This is a genomic window from Bacillus sp. 7_6_55CFAA_CT2 (assembly GCF_000238655.1).
Lineage (GTDB): Bacteria > Bacillota > Bacilli > Bacillales > Bacillaceae_G > Bacillus_A > Bacillus_A cereus.
On the sequence record NZ_JH414711.1, the window covers coordinates 489743 to 510046 of the forward strand.

Genomic DNA, 20304 nt, shown 5'->3' on the forward strand with positions numbered 1-20304 from the left:
ATTCTAGCCGCTGGAACTGGACTAATAAAAAAAGTGAAAGTGGCTTGCTCAGAACAGGAGGGCGTTGGAAGCCCTGACGTAGAGGCGCTTTTTGCCTCACAGGAAGGGGTGAAACGACCGACTGTTTTAGCCGCTGGAACTGGATTATAAAAAAATGGAAGCAACAAAGGTTTATAAAAACAAAAGGGAGAGCTAGCTTCTTTCAAAAAGAGAGAAGCGGCTCATGAAAATATGAAGGAGGAAATTTTCATGGAAAAAACAGTAGGAAATGCGGTTAAAGGCGGTAGCTTTTTAGTAGATGAGATTACGATTGATCAAGTGTTTACGCCAGAAGATTTTTCATCTGAGCATAAAATGATTGCAAAAACGACAGAGGACTTTATCGTAAATGAAGTTCTTCCAGAGCTTGAATATTTAGAGCAACATGAGTTTGATCGCTCAGTTCGTCTTTTAAAAGAAGCTGGAGAACTTGGTTTATTAGGCGCTGACGTACCAGAAGAGTACGGCGGAATTGGTCTTGATAAAGTAAGCTCAGCGTTAATCGCAGAGAAGTTCTCTCGCGCTGGTGGCTTTGCAATTACTCACGGTGCTCACGTAGGTATCGGCTCTTTACCAATCGTATTATTCGGTAACGAAGAGCAAAAGAAAAAATATTTACCATTACTTGCAACTGGTGAAAAATTAGCTGCATACGCATTAACAGAGCCAGGTTCAGGATCTGATGCATTAGGCGCAAAAACAACTGCACGTTTAAATGCAGAAGGTACACATTATGTATTAAACGGTGAAAAACAATGGATTACAAACTCTGCATTCGCTGACGTATTCGTTGTATATGCAAAAATTGATGGCGAGCACTTCTCAGCATTTATCGTAGAGAAAGACTACGCTGGCGTATCTACAAGCCCAGAAGAAAAGAAAATGGGTATTAAATGTTCTTCAACTCGTACGTTAATTTTAGAAGATGCGTTAGTACCGAAAGAAAACTTACTTGGTGAAATCGGTAAAGGTCATATTATCGCATTCAACATTTTAAATATCGGTCGTTATAAATTAGGTGTTGGTACAGTTGGATCTGCGAAACGTGCAGTAGAAATTTCAGCACAATATGCAAACCAACGTCAACAGTTCAAACAACCAATCGCTCGCTTCCCATTAATTCAAGAGAAACTTGCGAATATGGCAGCGAAAACATATGCAGCTGAAAGCTCTGTATATCGTACAGTAGGTTTATTCGAAAGCCGCATGAGCACATTATCTGAAGAAGAAGTAAAAGATGGTAAAGCAGTAGCAGCTTCTATCGCTGAATATGCAATCGAGTGCTCTTTAAACAAAGTATTCGGTTCTGAAGTATTAGACTATACAGTAGATGAAGGTGTTCAAATTCACGGTGGTTATGGATTTATGGCAGAGTACGAGATTGAAAGAATGTACCGCGATTCTCGTATTAACCGTATTTTCGAAGGAACGAACGAAATTAACCGCCTAATCGTACCAGGTACGTTCTTACGTAAAGCGATGAAAGGTGAATTACCACTTCTTCAAAAAGCACAAAAATTACAAGAAGAGTTAATGATGATGATGCCAGAAGAAGTAGGCGATGAGCCATTAGCACTTCAAAAGTATTTAGTAACTAATGCAAAGAAAATCGGCTTAATGGTAGCTGGATTAGCGGCTCAAAAATACGGTAAAGCATTAGATAAAGAGCAAGAAATTCTTGTAAATATCGCTGACATCGTAAGCAATCTATACGCAATGGAATCAGCTGTTCTTCGTACAGAAAAAGCGATCAAAACAACTGGTCTTGAAAAGAATAAACAAAAAGTGTTATACACTGAAGTATTCTGCCAAGAAGCATTTAACGAAATCGAAGCAGATGCGAAAGAAACACTTATCGCAGTTGAAAACGGCGACATGCTGCGCATGATGTTATCATCATTACGTAAATTAACTCGTCACACACCACTTAACGTAATTCCGAAGAAACGTGAAATCGCTGCGAAAATTTTAGAAGATGAGCGTTACACAGTTTAATATCTTTAAAGAACAGTAGTCGTTTATACGGCTACTGTTCTTTTTTTTTGAAAAAAGAAATTTTTTAGTGACACAAAACTAATACCATTAGTATAATGAAACTAATGGTATTAGTTTTCGTGAAAAGGGAGATGGAAATATGAGAATAATACATGAACAAACGGTATATCAATTGTCATTTTTGCCAAGAGTGTTTCCTGTGAATTGTTACTTTGTGGAGGAAGAAGATGGTTTAACTTTAATTGATGCGGCTTTGCCATATAGCGCAAAAAGTATTTTACAGGCGGCTGAGAAAATAGGAAAACCAATTACTAAAATTGTATTAACACATGCGCATGATGATCACATCGGTGCATTAGACGCATTAAAGGAAGTACTCCCTCATGTTCCAGTCTATATTTCTAAGCGGGACGCAAAGCTGTTAGAAGGAGATACGACGTTACAAAAGGATGAACAGAATATACCGATAAAAGGCGGTGTGCCTAAAAAAGTAAAAACGGTACCTGATGTTTTATTAGAAGATGGCGACCGAGTTGGATCGCTTCTTGCGATTATGACACCGGGGCATACGCCAGGCTCCATGTCATTTCTTGATGTACGAAATAAAGCTCTTATTGTTGGGGATGCATTTCAAACAAGAGGAGGTATGGCTGTTTCGGGACAAATGAAATTTTGGTTTCCGTTTCCAGCGATGGCAACGTGGAGCAAAGAAATATCATTACAAAGTGCAGAGAAGTTAAGCGAATATGAGCCTTCCTTACTTGCGGCAGGGCATGGGGAAATGATAAAGAATCCAGGGACTGTCATAGAGCTTGCTATTAAGGAAGCGAAACGGAATATAGAAAGTAAGAAAGAGGGTTAATTTATGTCACCGAGAATCGGACTTACATTACAAAAAATTGTAGAAACAGCGGCAGAAATTGCAGATACAAATGGAATACAAGAAGTAACGTTAGCTTCATTAGCGCAAAGGTTAGGGATACGTTCGCCCTCACTATATAATCATGTAAAAGGGTTACAAGATGTACGGAAAAATCTTGGTATTTACGGAATAAAACAGCTGCATAACAAACTGGAAGAAGCGGCCGAGGATAAACGTATGGATGAAGCAATTCATGCATTAGGAGAAGCGTATGTAGCATTTGTCCGAAAACATCCTGGACTATATGAAGCAACTTTTTTACGAGATGAAGAAGTAAGAAAAGCAGGTGACGGAATTGTAAAGCTTTGTCTTCAAGTATTACAACAGTATGGCTTAGAAGGAGAGAATGCACTTCATGCGACACGCGGATTCAGAAGTATTTGTCATGGATTTGCTTCGATTGAACAGCAAGGCGGATTTGGTTTGCCGTTAGATCTAGATATAAGTTTACATGTATTATTGGAAACGTTTATTAAAGGGTTACGTGAATAAGAAGCAAGGTAAACAAAAACCTTAGAAGTGATTCTAAGGTTTTTTAGTGCATATGATTCGAAAAGAATGGTAGGCTTTTTCTTATGAAATGATATTATTTTGCAGGTTTGAAAAATGTATATATCGCTAAGAAAAAGCAAACGAAACTGAATACGATGGGGTCTTGATAGGGACTAGGCTCAGAGCCCTTCTGGATTTCTGTAAGGAAGTCATGTGTTTTCATGTTCATTGCTCCTTTAACTAATAAGTTTTATATGATGCGAGGATTATGGTGGATAGGAAGTGTTTTTTGAAATTTCATATAATAATTATTGCATAGCAATCCTATTCCTAAAACTATAAAATATAAAGTTTTCATAATATGTAAAATTGCATATTATTCTTTTTGTAAAATTTGTTATATTATCCCTATATTCAAATTCAAGGATTTTAATAAGGTAAATGAGAATAACTGGAGGGATACTGTGAGTAAAACAGTGTTAGAAGCGTATAGTGTGGAAAGAAAAATCGAGAATATAACATATAAAAATCTATTTGTAATGATAGCAATGATTATAGGGATTTCACTCCTAGGAGGATTATTTCTTGGTTTAGCCTTTGAGATTTATGGAGAAGAAGCATTAAGTACTAAATTAGAAGGATATTATTTACTCTTATTCGATGCAATTGTTGTTGCTATCGTTTTATTAGCCTATAAACCGGTTTTTCATTTTATTAAATCTATTTGGGATGTATCCGTTTTGAAGAGTGGGAAGACATATTTATATCTATTAATTGGTTTTATTATCATTGCAGTATCACAATATTTAATGTTACATGTGTTTAGTTTTGAAAGTGCAGCGGAACAAAAGGAACAATTAGGGAGTTTAAGGCTTCAAAATAGCATACAAAGTATTATATATGTGTTAAGTGTTGCTATCATTACACCGGTTAAAGAAGAAATTCTATTTCGAGGTATTTTATATCGATTTTTAGAAAAGAGATATAATTTTTTAGTTAGTATCATTATTTCTTCCTTCCTTCATTTTTGGAATTCTTCATGGAGGTCTTCTAATTACAGCAACGATTATGGGAATGGTATTTGCAATGTTATACAAAAAGACGCAATCGATTATACCTAGTATTATTTTACACATTGTATGGAACTTACTTGTGAGTATAAGTATGATTGTATCTCTATAAAAATAAATACATAACGAGTATAAAAGATGAATGGCTTAGCTATTCATCTTTTATTTTGTATGCACGTGAAAAAGTTAATTCATGTATACAATCAAAAAATAGCTAAATACTAACAGTGAACGAATAAAGAAAGGTAGGAGTATTCCATGCAAAATTTAACAGAGCTTGAAGTAGAAAACTTACGTCATTTAATTGGTGGACATGCAACAATTATTAACAAGTTGGAGCAGTATGCACAAACGTGTACAGATCCACAATTGAAACAAATGTTACAAAAGGATGCGCAAGATGCACGAAATACGAAGCAACAATTAATGACTTTTTTAGGATAGGAGGAAGCGGAACATGAATGAAAAAGATATGGTAAATGATTATTTAGCAGGATTAAATGCAAGTTTAACAAGCTATGCAAATTATATTGCTCAGTCTGATAATGAGCAGTTACATCAAACGTTAATTCAAATTCGTAATCAAGATGAGATGCGCCAACGTAATATGTATGAGTACGCAAAGCAAAAAAGTTATTACAAACCGGCAGCACCTGCGAATCCAATGATTGTGCAGCAATTAAAAAGTCAATTAAGTGCGGAATAACGGGATGACAAAAAACGGGCGAATGAAGTCGCTCGTTTTTTGTTTTGAGCATGTCAATAAATATAAAATAAATATTTTTCCAGTTGTAACAAATATGACGAAAATGGAATATAACAATTCACAAAAAGGACAAAAACTTTGTTCAATATTTCACAAAGTATCCATGGTTTCTATCGTGAGAACCTCTATAATTAGGATTGTAAAGAACAAAAGAAATAGATTATATGATCAATTAGGAGAGATTGCTATGAAAAGACATACAAGAAAAATTGCAATTATCGGTACTGGATTAGTTGGATCAAGTTGTGCGTATTCTATTGTGAATCAAGGTATTTGCGAAGAGCTATTATTAATTGATATAAATCATGAACGTGCAGTTGGGGAAGCAATGGATTTATCACATTGCATTAACTTTACAAATACAAGAACAAAAGTATATGCAGGAAGCTATGAAGACTGCAAAGATATGGACATTGTCATTATTACAGCAGGACCAGCACCAAAACCAGGGCAAAGTCGCTTAGATACTTTAGGAGCGAGTGCGAAGATTATGGAAAGTGTTGTTGGTGGCGTAATGGAAAGTGGATTTGATGGTATTTTCTTACTTGCATCGAACCCAGTTGATATTATTACATATCAAGTTTGGAAATTATCTGGATTACCTAGAAATCGCGTAATCGGTACTGGTACATCACTAGATTCTTCTCGCTTAAGAACAATTTTATCTGAAATGCTACATGTAGACCCTCGTAGTATTCATGGGTATTCATTAGGAGAACATGGTGATTCTCAAATGGTTGCTTGGTCTCATGTAACTGTTGGTGGAAAGCCAATTCTGCAAATTTTAGAAGAACAAAAAGAACGATTTGGAGAAATAAATTTAGATGAAATTGTTGAGAAAACTGCAAAAGCTGGCTGGGAAATTTATAAACGTAAAGGAACTACTTATTACGGAATCGGAAACTCTCTAGCGTATATTGCGAGTTCAATCTTTAACGATGATCACCGTGTCATTGCTGTATCAGCCATTTTAGATGGTGAGTACGGTGAATACGATATTTGTACAGGAGTACCAGCTATTATTACTAGAGACGGTATAAGAGAAGTTGTAGAACTCAATTTAACAGAGGATGAAGAATCTCGATTCGCAAAATCAAACGATATTTTACGTGATTATATGAAAACAATTGGTTACTAACTTATAGAAGAAGGTGAAACAAATGAAGGAATATATAATGTCTCGTGTATTTAAAGCATCTGCTGGAATCGCACAAGGTATTTTCGTATCCCTCGGAATTGGTTTACTAATCGAAAATATAGGAAGAATTGTTGATATTCCGTTGCTTATTACAATTGGAGTTGTTGCAAAATCACTTATGGCACCAGCCATTGGTGCTGGAATTGCTTTTATGCTCGGTGCAAATGGTCTTGTAATCTTCTCGGCTATGGTGGCTGGAGCAATTGGTGCCGGATCCATTTCAATTACTGAAGCTGGTCTAATTATTAAAACAGGTGAGCCAATCGGTGCTTTATTAACAGCAACTTTAGCTGTATATATTGGTAAACGTTTAAGCGGAAAAACTGCTTTAGATATGATGCTCGTTCCATTTGCGGCCATATTAGGTTCTGGTTTAGTTGGTATTTGGTTATCTCATAATATTACTCCTGTTTTAAATACAGTTGGAGCGTTTATTAAAGATAGCTCAGCTGGTAGCCCATTCATCGCTTCTATCGTCATTGCAGTCGTTTGGGGACTATTACTTATCTCTCCAGCTTCATCAGCTGCGTTAGCAATTGCACTTAGCTTAGACGGTGTTGCAGGTGGTGCTGCTCTTGCCGGATGCGTCGCTCAGTTTATCGGATTCTCTGTCATCTCAGCGAAAGAAAATAATTTAGGTGGCATATTAGCTCAAGCACTTTGTACTCCGAAAGTACAGTTACCAAATATCACTAAAAATCCAATGATTCTCGTCCCAACTGTCGTTGCCAGTGCTATAGTCGGTCCAGTATCCGCATTAATTTTCCAACTGGAAGCAGGAAAGGAAATTGCAGGTCTTGGATTAAGTTCTCTTATCGCACCAATTAATTTAATTTCCAGCCAAGGATGGGAAGTTCTCCCGGCGATGGTAATTACTTATATCGTCATTCCAGTAGCTGTTTCTTATATACTTTACATTGCTCTAAAAAAAGCAGGTCGTATTCACTCTGGTGATATGACTGTACCGCAATCTTAAGTTGAAAATCTCCTTAATAATATATAAAAGCAGACTGAGAAGCCACAGTCTGCTTTTTTGTCATGCTACATTCTATGATTTTGTTTTACTGGAACTCTTATCGGTTCTTTGGCCAATAAGAGCTGAACGCCGAAGTAAAGTATACTTGCAAGCGTCATTCCAGAAATGGCATCTACAAAGGCATGCTGCTTCGTAAATAGCGTTGATAAAATAATAAGTGTACCGAAGAAAGTAAGGATGTAATATTCAAAAGCATGCTGTTCTCTACGCTTAAAGGCAGCTAACATAATTACGAATGTAGTAAGAACGTGAATGCTAGGGAAACAGTTTACAGGTTGATCGATACTATAAATATAGCGAACTAGTTCAGAAAATACATCTGTCCCAACGACAGTCGGACGCGGTACAGTTGTTTGCCAAAAATAATAAATAGAAAAACAAGCAAGCTTTCCAAAAATAATACTACTTAAAGTGACATAATATTGCTTTCGGTCTGCAAAGCAGTAATAAATAAGTGCGCCGTATAAGTATGGAAACCAAAGTAAATAAGGAATAATAAATGCTTTTACAAATGGAATCCAATCATCTACTACAGTTGTAACGTCTACTGCGTGAACAGTCGATTTATTTAATACGTCGTAAAGGGGACTTACGAGTACGAGTAGAAGTATATAACTTAACGGAAGAAAAGATGAAAGTTTAAATTTCTTCATGTTGATCTCCTATGTTTAGTAATGTAAGTAAATTCAATTGATTATAATATAGAAACGTGAATTGGGCTATCGATTTTACTTACATTTTCTTGAATTAACCTTACGTTTTTGTCACTTGACTAAAAAGAAGGGAAGGGTGCTAAATGAAGCGTTTATCGTATTTCTTATTTTTTATATTGATATGCCTAGTTGGTGCTGGGTGTGCAAAGGATAAAGAAGGAGAGAAATTAGAATATAACGGAAGAGCACTCGTAATTGGAGTTGTTGGAGAAAAGCCGAAAGATACGTTTAGGAATGTAAAGTTTGAGGAAATGAAGTTAGAGGCACTGGAAAAGAAATCTAAGGAAGTGGATGGTTTTCTAATAATGAAAGATCACTTTCAAGAAGCCTCAACAGAGCAGTATAAAAATGTATTTTCATCGCTAAAGAAACCAGTGTTTTTTATCGGTTTACAAGATAAATCATATTCAATTTTTATTACAAAAGGGATAGAGTATAACAGTGCACGAAAAGATGTAAATGCGATGTATACGCAAGGTTTTGCGAATATCGGAAGTGGTGAAGGGCAACAATGGGCAATTGGTTTATCAAATGGTGGAAACACAGAAGAAAGTATTCATAATATGTATATCGTAGTATTTCAAACAATTGCAGATTATTTGAATAGATGATGAAGGAGCCTGTAAAAGAGGCTTCTTATTTTTTTAAATAAACGTTTGTTTAAGCTGTATGTTCGGTAGGAAGAAACCGATGTAACTCAAGGGTTAACAAAGAGAAATGGAGAATTAATCAAACGTTTGTTTAAGCTGTATGTTCGGTAGGAAGAAACTCCTGTAGTTCAAAGGTTAAGAAAGAAAAATGGAGAATTAATCAAAGGCTTGTTTAAGATATATGTTTGGTGAAGAATCTAAAAAATTTATATATTTATTTTTTTCTTAACAAATGGCGGAAAAATAAGAAAAATTCGCAGGATTATTAAAAATTATCACGAAATAAGTAAAAGTTTAGCGAATAATGGTTTGAAATAATAAAACGTTTTCTATATGATAAAGGTAAAGGTTAGTAAAAAAGTAGGTGAATTTATGACAGTAACATTTTATTCATATCCAAAGTGTGGCACATGTCAAAAGGCAAAGAAATGGTTTGAGGCAAACGATGTAGCATATGAGATGATTCATATTGTTGAAAATCCACCATCAAAAGAAGATTTACGTAATTTACATGAAAAAAGTGAATTACCATTAAAAAAATTCTTTAATACAAGTGGAATGCGTTACCGTGAACTGGGTCTAAAAGATAAGTTGAAAGATGCAAGCGAAGACGAAATGTATGAGCTTTTAGCATCTGATGGCATGTTGATTAAACGTCCAATTGTAACAGATGGAACGAATGTAACACTTGGTTTTAACGAAGAGCAGTTTGAAAGTGTGTGGAAAAAGTACCAATAAGGTATTTTTACATAATTAATACATTCACTGGAGGTACAGTCATGAGCATTCCAAATAATTTACGTTACTCTGAAGAACACGAATGGGTAAAAACTGAAGGTAATGAAGTTGTTATCGGTATCACTCACTTTGCACAAGGTGAGCTAGGCGATATCGTATTCGTTGAACTTCCTGAAGTAGGTGCAACAATCGAAGCTGACGAGCCATTCGGAAGCGTAGAATCTGTTAAAACAGTTTCTGAGTTATACGCACCTGTAAGCGGTAAAGTTGTAGCAGTAAACGAAGAATTAAGTGACCAACCAGAACTTGTTAACGAATCTCCATACGAGGGTGCATGGATGGTTAAAGTTGAACTTTCTGATGCAAGCCAAGTTGAGAAGTTATTAACTGCAGAAAAATATGCAGAAATGACAAACCAAGACTAATTATAGTCGACTAAAGGACAGCCTTTGTGCTGTCCTTTTTTATTTTGTGTGAAATAATGAAATTCAAGTTATATGTAAATAAATAAGCTATTATGAGAAAAACTGTTTTGTGGTAAGGTTTCATAAGTCTTCACAATCTGAATGAGCCGCTTGCGCTTTTCATTGTCCAGCTCCACCTCCTAGCCCTTCATGTCTAAGAACCTTCCATACGAGAAGACAAAAAGCGTCTTCTGTACGAAAGAACCTTAGCCAACAGGGCTAAACAATCGGTTCCGCTTTTCTTTATGATCCAGCTCCAGCGGCTAGAACAGTCGGTCATTTCACTCCTTCACTTGAGGCAAAAAGCGCCTCTAGTTCAGGAGTTCCAATGTCCTCTTGTTCTGAGCAAGCCGCTTCCGCTTTTCTTTTGCAAAAATAAACAGGAAACAACATGAAAATAACGAATATACTATATACTAAGTTCAAGGTTATATAGTATATGGTGATCGGGTGATGACATATGATTTATGTAGAAAAAGTCATTATTGTAGAAGGTACATCAGATAGAAGAAAGATTGAATCTATTATTCGTGAACCGGTGGAAATTGTTTGTACAAATGGTACAATTGGTTTGTCGAAAATGGATGAGCTCGTTGATCAGTTTTTTGATAAGGAAGTGTATGTGCTAGTGGATGCTGATGATGCTGGAGAAAAGTTAAGGAAACAATTTCGAAAAGAATTTCCGCAAGCCGAGCATATCTATATTGATCGCTCGTACCGAGAAGTGGCAACTGCGCCATCTACACACTTAGCAAATGTATTATGGGGAGCCGACATTGACGTTTATACAGAATATTTACGGTAAGGAATGATAGAAGTGATTGATTGGACAGGAGCCGAAGCTACAGCCCTAATAGAGAACGAAGAAAAAACAGTATTATATGTATATACTCCAATGTGTGGAACATGCCAATTAGCAAAAAAGATGTTAACAGTTGTTGAGATGACAATTGAAGGCCTCAAAATTGGGATGTTAGATTTAAATTATGCTCCGTATTTAGCGAAAGAGTATGGGATTGAAAGTGTACCTTGTTTACTTGTTTTTGAAAATGGGACACTGATGAAGAAGATATACGCATTTCATTCGGTTGAATATTTATATACGGAATTAAAGTAGGCGGCAAAATTTTTGCCGCCTCGACATATTTCTTGGGAAATATGTCGAGATGCAGGGTGGATACAGTATTTGTCGAGCGAAAATAACAGGATTGCTCTTTAGTGAGAGGGAATGGTATGTAATAGAAAGTGATATGAAGGATGTGATTTAGGGTGAGATTATATTCTTTGCTTCAATCATTTGTAAATTACGCTAATGGTCAATATCATTTAGAACCGCTTTTAAGACAAGAAGAAAAAACTGTTAATTTTCGCTTTGGAGATGAAAGTTGTTCGTTACAAATTTCAAGAGATTATATAGAGCTGGTACATGAGGAAAGAGGAACGGAACAAATCATTTGCTTAGATGAAAAGGATATAGAACAATTGGTGAATGGAAATGTACGATTGCAAATGTTAATGAACGATGGACGTGTACAATATTCGGGAACATACCGAACGATGTTATTAGTCGAATCGATGTTTCACATATGTAAACCGATGTCAGTAGGGGCTTAAAATTCTGAAGGTTCATTTTTTACGAAAATTTCTGTTGACATGGTGTTTGGATATTGATACAATTCAATTCATAAAATATAGACAATTTAATAAATTACAAATCAGATGAAAATGTAATCTGATTTCTCTTATCAAGAGAGGTGGAGGGACTGTGCCCTGTGAAGCCCGGCAACCGTCAACTTATGTTGAAATGGTGCCAATTCCTGCAAAGCGAATGCTTTGAGAGATGAGAGAGGGATAATGTTGTTATATACGCATATAAACCTTTCTGCTTCTCTAAAGCAGAAAGGTTTTTTTATTGTTTGAATGTGGAGGACATTCAAACAATAAAGGTAGTGATAACGTTGGACTACACGCATTAAACATAAGAAATTGCGGAGTCGATCTAAAATCTTTATGAAATCTAGCTCCAGCGGCTAGAACAGTCGGTCGTTTCATCCCTTCCTATGAGGCCAAAAGCGCCTCTACGTCAGGGATTCGGGCGTCCTCTTGTTCTAAACGAGCCGCTTGCGCTTTTTATTTAAAAAAGGGGTGAACATCATGATTCTATTAGAGAACGTAAAGAAAATATATAAGGCGAAAAGCGGTGATGTCACTGCTGTAGATAACGCCAATTTAAAAATAGAAAAAGGTGAAATATTTGGTGTTATTGGATATAGCGGCGCTGGGAAAAGTTCTTTAATCAGATTGTTTAATCAGTTAGAGAAACCGACTTCTGGTCAAATTACAATTGCGAATCGTGTTATATCAGCAATTACAGGAAGTGAACTTCGTAAGGCAAGGCAAGAAATCGGAATGATTTTTCAGCACTTCAACTTACTTTGGTCACGAACTGTACGTGAAAATATTGAGTTTCCACTTGAAATTGCAGGTGTTGATAAAGCAAAGAGAAGAAAACGTGTTGATGAATTAATTCATCTTGTTGGATTAGAAGGAAGAGGAGACGCGTACCCATCTCAGCTGAGTGGAGGCCAAAAGCAACGCGTCGGGATTGCAAGAGCATTAGCTAACAATCCACAAGTGCTTTTATGTGATGAAGCAACGTCAGCTCTTGATCCGGAAACGACAGATCAAATTTTAGATTTACTATTAGACATTAATAAGCGTCTTGGTTTAACAATTGTACTCATTACACATGAAATGCACGTGATTCGAAAGATATGTAACCGAGTAGCGGTAATGGAGAGAGGAAAGATTGTAGAAACAGGTCCAGTACTTGATGTATTCCGTAATCCGAAGCAAGATATTACGAAACGATTTGTACAGCAGTTAACAGATTCTGAAGATACAAATGAAACAATTGAAAGTTTAATTGAAAAATATCCAGATGGAAAAGTAATTCGTTTGCAGTTTATCGGTGAGGCTGTAGAAAGACCAGTGCTTCAACGATTAATGCAACGCAGTGATATAGAAGTTAGCATTTTGCAAGGAAATATTGCACAAACGAATAACGGTTCTTACGGTAGTTTAGTTGTTCATTTAAATGGTGAGGAAACAGCGATCCAGCAAGCAATAGAAGGAATTCATCAAGATCAAGTAGAGCTGGAGGTGATTGCACATGGATAAGTTACTCGCAAATGTTGATTGGAATCAAATGTTAGAAGCAACTGGTGAAACGTTATATATGACGGCAATCGCAGCTCTTGCGACATTTGTTTTAGGACTAATTTTAGGATTGTTACTCTTCATGACAGCGAAAGATAATTTATGGGAAAACAAATCAATTAATACGGTGATTGGAGCATTCGTAAATATATTCCGCTCTATACCGTTCATCATTTTAATTATTTTATTAATCCCATTCACAAAGATTCTTCTTGGAACAATTCTTGGAGCAAGTGCAGCTTTGCCGGCTTTAATTATTGGAGCGGCACCATTCTATGCGAGAATGGTTGAAATTGCACTTCGCGAAATTGATAAAGGTGTAATTGAAGCTTCAAAAGCAATGGGAGCAAAAACAAGCACAATTATTTTGAAAGTGTTAATTCCAGAATCATTACCAGCATTAGTATCTGGTATTACGGTTACGACAATTGCTTTAGTAGGCTATACAGCAATGGCGGGAGTTGTTGGTGCTGGTGGCCTTGGAACACTTGCTTACTTAGAAGGATTCCAGAGAGGGAATAACGATGTAACAATCGTTGCGACAATTTGTGTATTACTAGTTGTATTTTTAATCCAGTGGATTGGTGATAGTTTAACGACTCGAATAGATAAACGATAATAAAAACGGGAGGATATTTTAAATGAAAAAATTATTACTTACGGCACTTATTTCAACTTCAATTTTTGGGTTAGCTGCTTGTGGCGGGAAAGATAAAGATGAAAAGAAACTTGTTGTTGGTGCTTCTAACGTACCGCATGCTGAAATTTTAGAAAAAGCAAAACCGTTACTTGAGAAAAAAGGAATTGAATTAGAAGTGAAAAAATTCCAAGATTACGTGTTGCCAAATAAATCGTTAGCGGATAAGGATTTAGATGCAAACTACTTCCAGCACATTCCGTATTTAGAAAAAGAAATTAAAGATAAAAAATATGATTTTGAAATAGCAGGGAAAATTCATATTGAACCAATTGGTGTATACTCTCAAAAATATAAGAGCTTAAAAGAACTTCCAGACGGGGCGACAATTATTATGAGTAATTCCGTTACTGACCATGGACGTGGTTTAGCAATTTTACAAAAAGAAGGCATTTTAAAAATTAAAGACGGAGTAGATCCAGTTAGTGCAACTCCAAAAGATATTGCAGATAATCCTAAAAACTTAAAGTTCAAAACGGATATTGAGCCTGGTTTGTTACCACAGGTGTATAACAATAAAGAAGGCGACGCTGTTTTAATTAATTCAAACTATGCAATTGATGCGAAATTAAACCCAGAAAAAGATGCAATTGCAATTGAAGGTGATGATTCACCGTATGCAAACGTAGTAGTGGTTCGTAAAGGTGATAAAGATAAAAAGGCGATTAAAGAGCTAGTAGAAGTATTGCATTCAAAAGAAATTCAAGACTTTATTACTAAAGAATATAAAGGTGCTGTACTTCCGATAAGTGAATAAATATAAGGAAAGGACTGGTAATTTTCCAGTTCTTTTTTCTTTATATAAATAAGAAGAAAGGTGTATCATAGAAAGATGTAAATGAAATACTTATATACATTTGTGAAAAAATTGTTACTTTTTTTCGTCGTTTGCGATATCATTTTATTTGATATAAGATTAGAATGAGAATAAAATGAGAATATGAACGTTTTAGGAATTTTTAAAATGTATATATAGGATTAATGGAGGTATTGAGATGGCTGGTTCTACATTAACGGTTAAAGACTTACACGTATCAATTGATGGCAAAGAAATTTTAAAGGGTGTAAACCTTGAAGTAAAAGGTGGAGAAATCCACGCAATTATGGGACCTAACGGAACAGGTAAATCAACTTTATCTTCTGCAATTATGGGTCACCCAAAGTATGAAGTAACAGAAGGTAGCATCATCATCGACGGTGAAGATGTATTAGAAATGGAAGTAGATGAGCGCGCACAAGCGGGTCTATTCCTAGCAATGCAATATCCAAGTGAAATTAGCGGAGTAACAAACGCTGACTTCTTACGTTCTGCAATTAACGCACGTCGTGAAGAAGGCGATGAAATTTCTCTTATGAAATTTATCCGTACATTAGATAAAAACATGGAATTCCTAGAAATGGATCCAGAAATGGCACAACGTTATTTAAACGAAGGTTTCTCTGGTGGAGAGAAAAAACGTAACGAAATTCTTCAATTAATGATGATTGAGCCAAAAATCGCAATCTTAGATGAAATCGACTCAGGTCTTGATATCGATGCATTAAAAGTTGTATCTAAAGGTATTAACGAAATGCGCGGCGAAGAGTTCGGTTGCCTAATGATTACGCATTACCAACGTTTATTAAACTACATCACTCCAGACTTCGTTCACGTTATGATGAACGGTCGTATCGTTAAATCTGGTGGCCCTGAGCTTGCACAACGTCTAGAAGCTGAAGGTTACGACTGGATTAAAAAAGAATTAGGTATTGAAGACGAAACAACAGAGCAAGAAGCGTAAGAGAGGAGCATAAACATGACAATCGGTACATTACCTTTCGATCAAGAAACAATCCGTCAACGCGCAAGCGAAGTAAACGAAGCTGCTTGGTTGACTGAGTTCCGCTTACAAGCTCTTGCACAAGCAACTGAACTTCCAATGCCAACGCCTGATAAAACGAAAATTGACAAATGGGACTTTATCGGAAAAGGCGACGCTGCTAAGCAAGAGCCTGTAAGTTCTTTAACTGAACTTCCAGAAGCAGTGAAAAACTTAATCGATGAAAATAACAGCGTATTAGTGCAACGTACTGGTACAACTGCATTCGTTTCTTTAGCAGACGAAGCAAAAGAAAAAGGTGTTATTTTTACAGACATTGTAACAGCAGCAACTGAGCATGCTGAACTAGTACAAAAGTACTTAATGAAAGACGGCGTGAAAGTAGACGAGCATCGTCTAACTGCACTTCATGCTGCATTAATCAACGGTGGTGCATTCGTATATGTTCCGAAAAACGTTGTTCTTGAAACTCCACTTCAAGCTGTATTCTTAGTAGACGGCGAAGAAGCTAACGTATATAACCACGTACTATTCGTAGCTGATGCGAACAGTACTGCAACTTATGTAGAAAACTATGTTGCAAATGAAAATGCTAAAGGTATTGCAAATATCGTAGCAGAAGTAATCGTGGAACAAGGCGCACAAGTGAAATTCGGTGCGGTTGATCTATTAGCAAAAGACGTAACAACTTACGTTAACCGCCGCGGCGTTGTAGGACGCGACGGCCGTATTGATTGGGCTCTAGGCCTTATGAATGACGGAAACACAATTTCAGAGAACGTTACGAACTTAATGGGCGACGGTTCATATGCTGATACGAAAACAGTAACAATTGGCCGTGGTAACCAAACACAAAACTTTACAACTAAAGTTGTTCACTTCGGTAAACATTCTGAAGGTTGGATTTTAAAACACGGTGTACAAAAAGATAGTGCAACATCTATCTTTAACGGAATTGGTAAAATTGAACACGGTGCATCTAAATCAAATGCACAACAATCTTCTCGCGTTCTTATGTTAGATGAAAAAGCTCGCGGTGATGCAAACCCAATTCTTTTAATCGACGAAGATGATGTAATGGCAGGTCACGCAGCTTCAGTAGGTCGCGTAGATCCAGTCCAACTATACTACTTGATGAGCCGTGGTATTCCAAAACGCGAAGCAGAACGTTTAGTCATCCATGGATTCTTAGCACCTGTAGTTAATGAGCTTCCAATTGAAGGAGTAAAGGCACAGCTTGTTGAGGTAATTGAAAGGAAAGTTCGCTAATGAATATTCATGAAATACGCAAACAGTTTCCAATTCTTGATCAAAAAGTGAACGGCAAACAACTTGTTTATTTCGATAGTGCAGCAACTTCTCAAAAACCAATTCAAGTCATTGAAACGTTAGAACGTTACTATAAAGAATATAATTCTAACGTGCATCGCGGTGTTCATACGCTCGGTACGAAAGCTACCGACGCGTATGAAGGTGCACGTGAGAAAGTTCGCAAGTTTATCAATGCGAAATCAATGGAAGAGATTATTTTCACACGCGGAACGACAACTGCATTAAATACAGTAGCAGCTAGCTATGGTCTTGAAAATGTAAAAGAAGGCGATGAGATCGTTATTTCTTACATGGAGCACCATAGTAATATCATTCCGTGGCAACAAGTTGCGAAGAAAACTGGCGCAACTTTGAAATACCTTCCGCTTCAACCAGACGGTACGATCTCTTTAGAAGATGTTCGTCAAACTGTTACACCGAATACAAAAATCGTTTCTATTATGCAAGTATCAAACGTACTTGGAACGATTAACCCTGTAAAAGAAATCGGAGCAATCGCACACGAAAACGGCGCAATTATGGTCGTTGACGGTGCACAAAGTACACCTCACATGAAAGTGGATGTACAAGATTTAAACTGTGATTTCTATGCATTATCTGCTCATAAGATGTGCGGACCTACAGGTATCGGCGTATTATATGGTAAGAAAGAATTGCTAAACAATATGGAGCCAATTGAATTTGGTGGTGAAATGATTGATTTCGTAGATTTACAAGAATCTACTTGGAAAGAGCTTCCGTGGAAGTTTGAAGCAGGTACACCGATTATCGGTAATGCAATCGGACTTGGTGCGGCAATTGATTTCCTAGAAGAAATCGGTCTTCATAATATTGAAAAGCATGAGCATGAATTAGCGCAATACGCTTTAGAAAGACTATCAGAAGTAGATGGCGTTACAATTTATGGTCCAAAGCATCGCGCTGGTCTTGTTACATTTAATATTGAAGACGTACATCCTCACGATGTAGCGACTGTATTAGATGTAGAAGGCATTGCAGTTCGCGCAGGACATCACTGTGCACAACCGCTTATGAAGTGGCTAAAAGCTTCTTCAACAGCACGTGCGAGCTTCTATTTATATAATACAAAAGAAGAAATTGATACATTTGTTGACTCGCTAATCAAGACAAAGGAGTATTTCACAAATGTCATTTAATAATTTAGATACGTTATATCGTCAAGTTATTATGGATCATTATAAAAATCCTCGTAACCATGGCGTATTAGAAGATAGTGTTACCGTTAACTTGAACAATCCAACTTGCGGTGATCGTATTCAACTTACGATGAAAGTAGAAGAAGGTATTGTACAAGAGGCGAAGTTTGAAGGTGAAGGATGTTCAATCTCAATGTCTTCAGCTTCAATGATGACACAAGCAGTAAAAGGTAAGAAAATTGAAGAAGCACTTCAGCTTTCGAAAATTTTCTCTGACATGATGCTAGGAAAAGAGTACGATGACAGCATCGATTTAGGAGATATTGAAGCATTACAAGGCGTATGCAAGTTCCCTGCACGTATTAAATGTGCAACATTAGCGTGGAAAGCGTTAGAAAAGGGCTTAAACGAAGATAAGTAATGTTACAGGTTCCTAAAAACGAGGTTATCTAAGGAGGGACACACCAACATGGCGAAGCAACTGCCAGATATCGGCGATTATAAATATGGTTTCAAAGACAAAGACGTTTCGATTTTCCGTGCTGGACGCGGTTTAACAAAAGAAATCGTTGAAGAAATTTCACGTATGAAAGAAGAACCACAGTGGATGTTAGACTTCCGTTTAAAATCACTGGATAAGTTCTACGAAATGCCAATGCCACAATGGGGCGGCGACTTAAACGACTTAGATTTCGATGAAATTACGTACTACGTAAAACCATCTGAGAAATCTGAGAAGTCTTGGGATGAAGTACCTGATGAAATTAAAGCAACATTTGATAAATTAGGTATTCCAGAAGCTGAGCAAAAATATTTAGCTGGTGTATCTGCACAGTACGAATCTGAAGTTGTATACCACAACATGAAAGAAGACCTAGAAGCTCTAGGAATCGTCTTCAAAGATACAGATAGCGCATTAAAAGAGAACGAAGATATTTTCCGTGAACATTTCGGAAAAGTAATCCCACCAACAGACAACAAATTCTCTGCATTAAACTCTGCAGTTTGGTCTGGTGGATCATTCATCTACGTTCCAAAAGGTGTTAAAGTTGATACACCACTTCAAGCGTATTTCCGTATTAACTCTGAAAATATGGGACAATTCGAGCGTACGCTTATCATCGTAGACGAAGGCGCACACGTACACTACGTAGAAGGGTGTACAGCACCTGTTTACACTACTAACTCACTTCACAGTGCGGTAGTAGAAATCATCATTAAAAAAGATGCTTATTGCCGTTATACAACAATCCAAAACTGGGCGAACAACGTATACAACCTAGTTACAAAACGTGCGGTTTGTGAAGAAAACGCAACGATGGAATGGATTGACGGTAACATCGGATCTAAATTAACGATGAAATACCCAGCAGTTATCTTAAAAGGCGAAGGCGCTCGTGGTTTAACATTATCTATCGCGATTGCTGGTAAAGGCCAACACCAAGATGCTGGTGCGAAAATGATTCACTTAGCACCAAACACGTCTTCAACAATCGTTTCTAAATCGATTGCGAAGCATGGTGGTAAAGTAACTTACCGTGGTATCGTACACTTCGGACCAAAAGCGAAAAACTCTCGCTCTAACATCGAGTGTGACACGTTAATCATGGATAACCAATCTACATCTGATACAATTCCTTACAACGAAATCAAAAACGATTACGTTTCACTTGAGCACGAAGCGAAAGTATCTAAAGTATCAGAAGAACAATTATTCTACCTAATGAGCCGTGGTATTTCTGAGCAAGAAGCTACAGAAATGATCGTAATGGGCTTCATTGAACCATTCACTCGCGAACTTCCAATGGAATACGCAGTTGAAATGAACCGCCTAATCAAGTTTGAGATGGAAGGTTCTATTGGTTAAATAGAAATGCGGAGCCGACTGTTCAGACCCGTTGGCTAAGGTTCTTTCGCACAGAAGATGCTTTTTATCTTCTCGTGCGGAAGGTTCTTAGACATGAGGGTCTAGGAGGCAAAGCTGGATAATATATGC

At 36.8% G+C, this 20304-nt stretch carries 22 protein-coding genes, 1 pseudogene and 1 riboswitch; of the genes and pseudogenes, 22 read left to right on the top strand and 1 reads right to left on the bottom strand.

The annotated features are described in order from the left end of the window. The first annotated feature begins 249 nt into the window (after positions 1–249). From HMPREF1014_RS23040 to HMPREF1014_RS23075, 8 genes and pseudogenes are all read left to right on the top strand, one after another. Positions 250–2034, top strand: coding sequence for an acyl-CoA dehydrogenase FadE (locus HMPREF1014_RS23040; RefSeq protein ID WP_000416291.1), 1785 nt, complete (start codon positions 250–252; stop codon positions 2032–2034). 139 nt (positions 2035–2173) lie between these two features. Beyond that, entirely contained in the window at positions 2174–2896 is a 723-nt protein-coding gene (locus tag HMPREF1014_RS23045; protein WP_001220136.1) for an MBL fold metallo-hydrolase, read from the top strand. Between the two features lie 3 nt (positions 2897–2899). Continuing rightward, positions 2900–3448: a TetR/AcrR family transcriptional regulator gene (locus HMPREF1014_RS23050; protein ID WP_000074937.1), complete on the top strand. Its 549-nt coding sequence runs from the start codon at positions 2900–2902 to the stop codon at positions 3446–3448. 464 nt (positions 3449–3912) lie between these two features. Then, a pseudogene (locus tag HMPREF1014_RS23055) lies at positions 3913–4630 on the top strand (CPBP family intramembrane glutamic endopeptidase). Between the two features lie 146 nt (positions 4631–4776). Continuing rightward, a complete protein-coding gene (locus HMPREF1014_RS23060; RefSeq protein ID WP_001180555.1) occupies positions 4777–4962 on the top strand; it encodes a hypothetical protein in 186 nt (61 codons plus the stop codon). Between the two features lie 13 nt (positions 4963–4975). Beyond that, entirely contained in the window at positions 4976–5224 is a 249-nt protein-coding gene (locus HMPREF1014_RS23065; RefSeq protein ID WP_001002987.1) for a spore coat protein, read from the top strand. Positions 5225–5471: 247 nt separating this feature from the next. Beyond that, positions 5472–6422 carry an L-lactate dehydrogenase gene (locus HMPREF1014_RS23070; RefSeq protein ID WP_000820661.1) on the top strand — a complete coding sequence of 317 codons (951 nt, stop codon included), beginning with the start codon at positions 5472–5474 and terminating at the stop codon, positions 6420–6422. Between the two features lie 22 nt (positions 6423–6444). Next, complete coding sequence (locus HMPREF1014_RS23075; RefSeq protein WP_000666178.1) at positions 6445–7458, top strand: PTS sugar transporter subunit IIC; 1014 nt, start codon at positions 6445–6447, stop codon at positions 7456–7458. 65 nt (positions 7459–7523) lie between these two features. On the opposite strand, the gene HMPREF1014_RS23080 is transcribed toward HMPREF1014_RS23075, so the two are convergent. Then, the gene (locus tag HMPREF1014_RS23080) at positions 7524–8171 is read right to left on the bottom strand and encodes a phosphatase PAP2 family protein (RefSeq protein ID WP_000713762.1); all 648 of its coding nucleotides are present in this window, start codon (positions 8169–8171) and stop codon (positions 7524–7526) included. A 143-nt stretch (positions 8172–8314) separates the two neighbouring features. Between HMPREF1014_RS23080 and HMPREF1014_RS23085 the strand changes: the two genes are divergently transcribed. From HMPREF1014_RS23085 to sufB, 14 genes are all read left to right on the top strand, one after another. Continuing rightward, positions 8315–8842: a hypothetical protein gene (locus HMPREF1014_RS23085; protein WP_000826876.1), complete on the top strand. Its 528-nt coding sequence runs from the start codon at positions 8315–8317 to the stop codon at positions 8840–8842. Between the two features lie 411 nt (positions 8843–9253). Next, on the top strand, positions 9254–9619 hold the full coding sequence (locus tag HMPREF1014_RS23090) for an arsenate reductase family protein (RefSeq protein WP_000218968.1): 366 nt from the start codon (positions 9254–9256) through the stop codon (positions 9617–9619). Positions 9620–9660: 41 nt separating this feature from the next. Continuing rightward, entirely contained in the window at positions 9661–10044 is a 384-nt protein-coding gene (gcvH, locus tag HMPREF1014_RS23095; protein WP_000026896.1) for a glycine cleavage system protein GcvH, read from the top strand. 499 nt (positions 10045–10543) lie between these two features. Next, a complete protein-coding gene (locus tag HMPREF1014_RS23100; protein ID WP_000640870.1) occupies positions 10544–10888 on the top strand; it encodes a toprim domain-containing protein in 345 nt (114 codons plus the stop codon). A 3-nt stretch (positions 10889–10891) separates the two neighbouring features. Next, a complete protein-coding gene (locus tag HMPREF1014_RS23105) occupies positions 10892–11200 on the top strand; it encodes a thioredoxin family protein (RefSeq protein WP_002062684.1) in 309 nt (102 codons plus the stop codon). Between the two features lie 152 nt (positions 11201–11352). Then, positions 11353–11697: a hypothetical protein gene (locus tag HMPREF1014_RS23110; RefSeq protein ID WP_001242139.1), complete on the top strand. Its 345-nt coding sequence runs from the start codon at positions 11353–11355 to the stop codon at positions 11695–11697. Positions 11698–11822: 125 nt separating this feature from the next. Next, positions 11823–11930, top strand: a riboswitch (SAM riboswitch). 307 nt (positions 11931–12237) lie between these two features. After that, complete coding sequence (locus HMPREF1014_RS23115; RefSeq protein WP_000601780.1) at positions 12238–13263, top strand: methionine ABC transporter ATP-binding protein; 1026 nt, start codon at positions 12238–12240, stop codon at positions 13261–13263. Continuing rightward, positions 13256–13921 (top strand): methionine ABC transporter permease, encoded by a 666-nt coding sequence (locus tag HMPREF1014_RS23120; RefSeq protein WP_000359401.1) that lies wholly within the window; start codon positions 13256–13258, stop codon positions 13919–13921. Before HMPREF1014_RS23115 ends, HMPREF1014_RS23120 begins: the two co-directional genes overlap by 8 nt. Before the next feature lie 22 nt (positions 13922–13943). Then, positions 13944–14756, top strand: a complete 813-nt coding sequence (gene metQ, locus HMPREF1014_RS23125) for a methionine ABC transporter substrate-binding lipoprotein MetQ (protein WP_000735086.1) — start codon at positions 13944–13946, stop codon at positions 14754–14756. A gap of 238 nt (positions 14757–14994) precedes the next feature. Then, positions 14995–15780 (top strand): Fe-S cluster assembly ATPase SufC, encoded by a 786-nt coding sequence (sufC, locus tag HMPREF1014_RS23130; RefSeq protein ID WP_000929160.1) that lies wholly within the window; start codon positions 14995–14997, stop codon positions 15778–15780. Positions 15781–15795: 15 nt separating this feature from the next. Further along, entirely contained in the window at positions 15796–17088 is a 1293-nt protein-coding gene (gene sufD, locus HMPREF1014_RS23135; protein WP_000152167.1) for a Fe-S cluster assembly protein SufD, read from the top strand. Next, on the top strand, positions 17088–18308 hold the full coding sequence (sufS, locus tag HMPREF1014_RS23140) for a cysteine desulfurase SufS (RefSeq protein ID WP_001020768.1): 1221 nt from the start codon (positions 17088–17090) through the stop codon (positions 18306–18308). Before sufD ends, sufS begins: the two co-directional genes overlap by 1 nt. Continuing rightward, complete coding sequence (gene sufU, locus HMPREF1014_RS23145) at positions 18298–18729, top strand: Fe-S cluster assembly sulfur transfer protein SufU (RefSeq protein WP_000009523.1); 432 nt, start codon at positions 18298–18300, stop codon at positions 18727–18729. Before sufS ends, sufU begins: the two co-directional genes overlap by 11 nt. Positions 18730–18777: 48 nt before the next feature. Next, a complete protein-coding gene (sufB, locus tag HMPREF1014_RS23150; protein WP_001118827.1) occupies positions 18778–20175 on the top strand; it encodes a Fe-S cluster assembly protein SufB in 1398 nt (465 codons plus the stop codon). The last annotated feature ends 129 nt before the right edge of the window (positions 20176–20304 follow it).

What these genes read in the sequence shown, in the direction of transcription:
- HMPREF1014_RS23070 (WP_000820661.1), top strand. Translation starts at nt 5,472, where the DNA reads ATGAAAAGACATACAAGAAAAATTGCAATTATCGGTACTGGATTAGTT.
- HMPREF1014_RS23120 (WP_000359401.1), top strand. Translation starts at nt 13,256, where the DNA reads ATGGATAAGTTACTCGCAAATGTTGATTGGAATCAAATGTTAGAAGCA.
- sufU (WP_000009523.1), top strand. Translation starts at nt 18,298, where the DNA reads ATGTCATTTAATAATTTAGATACGTTATATCGTCAAGTTATTATGGAT.
- metQ (WP_000735086.1), top strand. Translation starts at nt 13,944, where the DNA reads ATGAAAAAATTATTACTTACGGCACTTATTTCAACTTCAATTTTTGGG.
- HMPREF1014_RS23085 (WP_000826876.1), top strand. Translation starts at nt 8,315, where the DNA reads ATGAAGCGTTTATCGTATTTCTTATTTTTTATATTGATATGCCTAGTT.
- HMPREF1014_RS23100 (WP_000640870.1), top strand. Translation starts at nt 10,544, where the DNA reads ATGATTTATGTAGAAAAAGTCATTATTGTAGAAGGTACATCAGATAGA.
- sufB (WP_001118827.1), top strand. Translation starts at nt 18,778, where the DNA reads ATGGCGAAGCAACTGCCAGATATCGGCGATTATAAATATGGTTTCAAA.
- gcvH (WP_000026896.1), top strand. Translation starts at nt 9,661, where the DNA reads ATGAGCATTCCAAATAATTTACGTTACTCTGAAGAACACGAATGGGTA.
- HMPREF1014_RS23040 (WP_000416291.1), top strand. Translation starts at nt 250, where the DNA reads ATGGAAAAAACAGTAGGAAATGCGGTTAAAGGCGGTAGCTTTTTAGTA.
- HMPREF1014_RS23050 (WP_000074937.1), top strand. Translation starts at nt 2,900, where the DNA reads ATGTCACCGAGAATCGGACTTACATTACAAAAAATTGTAGAAACAGCG.
- HMPREF1014_RS23060 (WP_001180555.1), top strand. Translation starts at nt 4,777, where the DNA reads ATGCAAAATTTAACAGAGCTTGAAGTAGAAAACTTACGTCATTTAATT.
- sufS (WP_001020768.1), top strand. Translation starts at nt 17,088, where the DNA reads ATGAATATTCATGAAATACGCAAACAGTTTCCAATTCTTGATCAAAAA.
- HMPREF1014_RS23090 (WP_000218968.1), top strand. Translation starts at nt 9,254, where the DNA reads ATGACAGTAACATTTTATTCATATCCAAAGTGTGGCACATGTCAAAAG.
- HMPREF1014_RS23115 (WP_000601780.1), top strand. Translation starts at nt 12,238, where the DNA reads ATGATTCTATTAGAGAACGTAAAGAAAATATATAAGGCGAAAAGCGGT.
- HMPREF1014_RS23045 (WP_001220136.1), top strand. Translation starts at nt 2,174, where the DNA reads ATGAGAATAATACATGAACAAACGGTATATCAATTGTCATTTTTGCCA.
- sufC (WP_000929160.1), top strand. Translation starts at nt 14,995, where the DNA reads ATGGCTGGTTCTACATTAACGGTTAAAGACTTACACGTATCAATTGAT.
- HMPREF1014_RS23065 (WP_001002987.1), top strand. Translation starts at nt 4,976, where the DNA reads ATGAATGAAAAAGATATGGTAAATGATTATTTAGCAGGATTAAATGCA.
- sufD (WP_000152167.1), top strand. Translation starts at nt 15,796, where the DNA reads ATGACAATCGGTACATTACCTTTCGATCAAGAAACAATCCGTCAACGC.
- HMPREF1014_RS23075 (WP_000666178.1), top strand. Translation starts at nt 6,445, where the DNA reads ATGAAGGAATATATAATGTCTCGTGTATTTAAAGCATCTGCTGGAATC.
- HMPREF1014_RS23105 (WP_002062684.1), top strand. Translation starts at nt 10,892, where the DNA reads ATGATAGAAGTGATTGATTGGACAGGAGCCGAAGCTACAGCCCTAATA.
- HMPREF1014_RS23080 (WP_000713762.1), bottom strand. Translation starts at nt 8,171, where the DNA reads ATGAAGAAATTTAAACTTTCATCTTTTCTTCCGTTAAGTTATATACTT.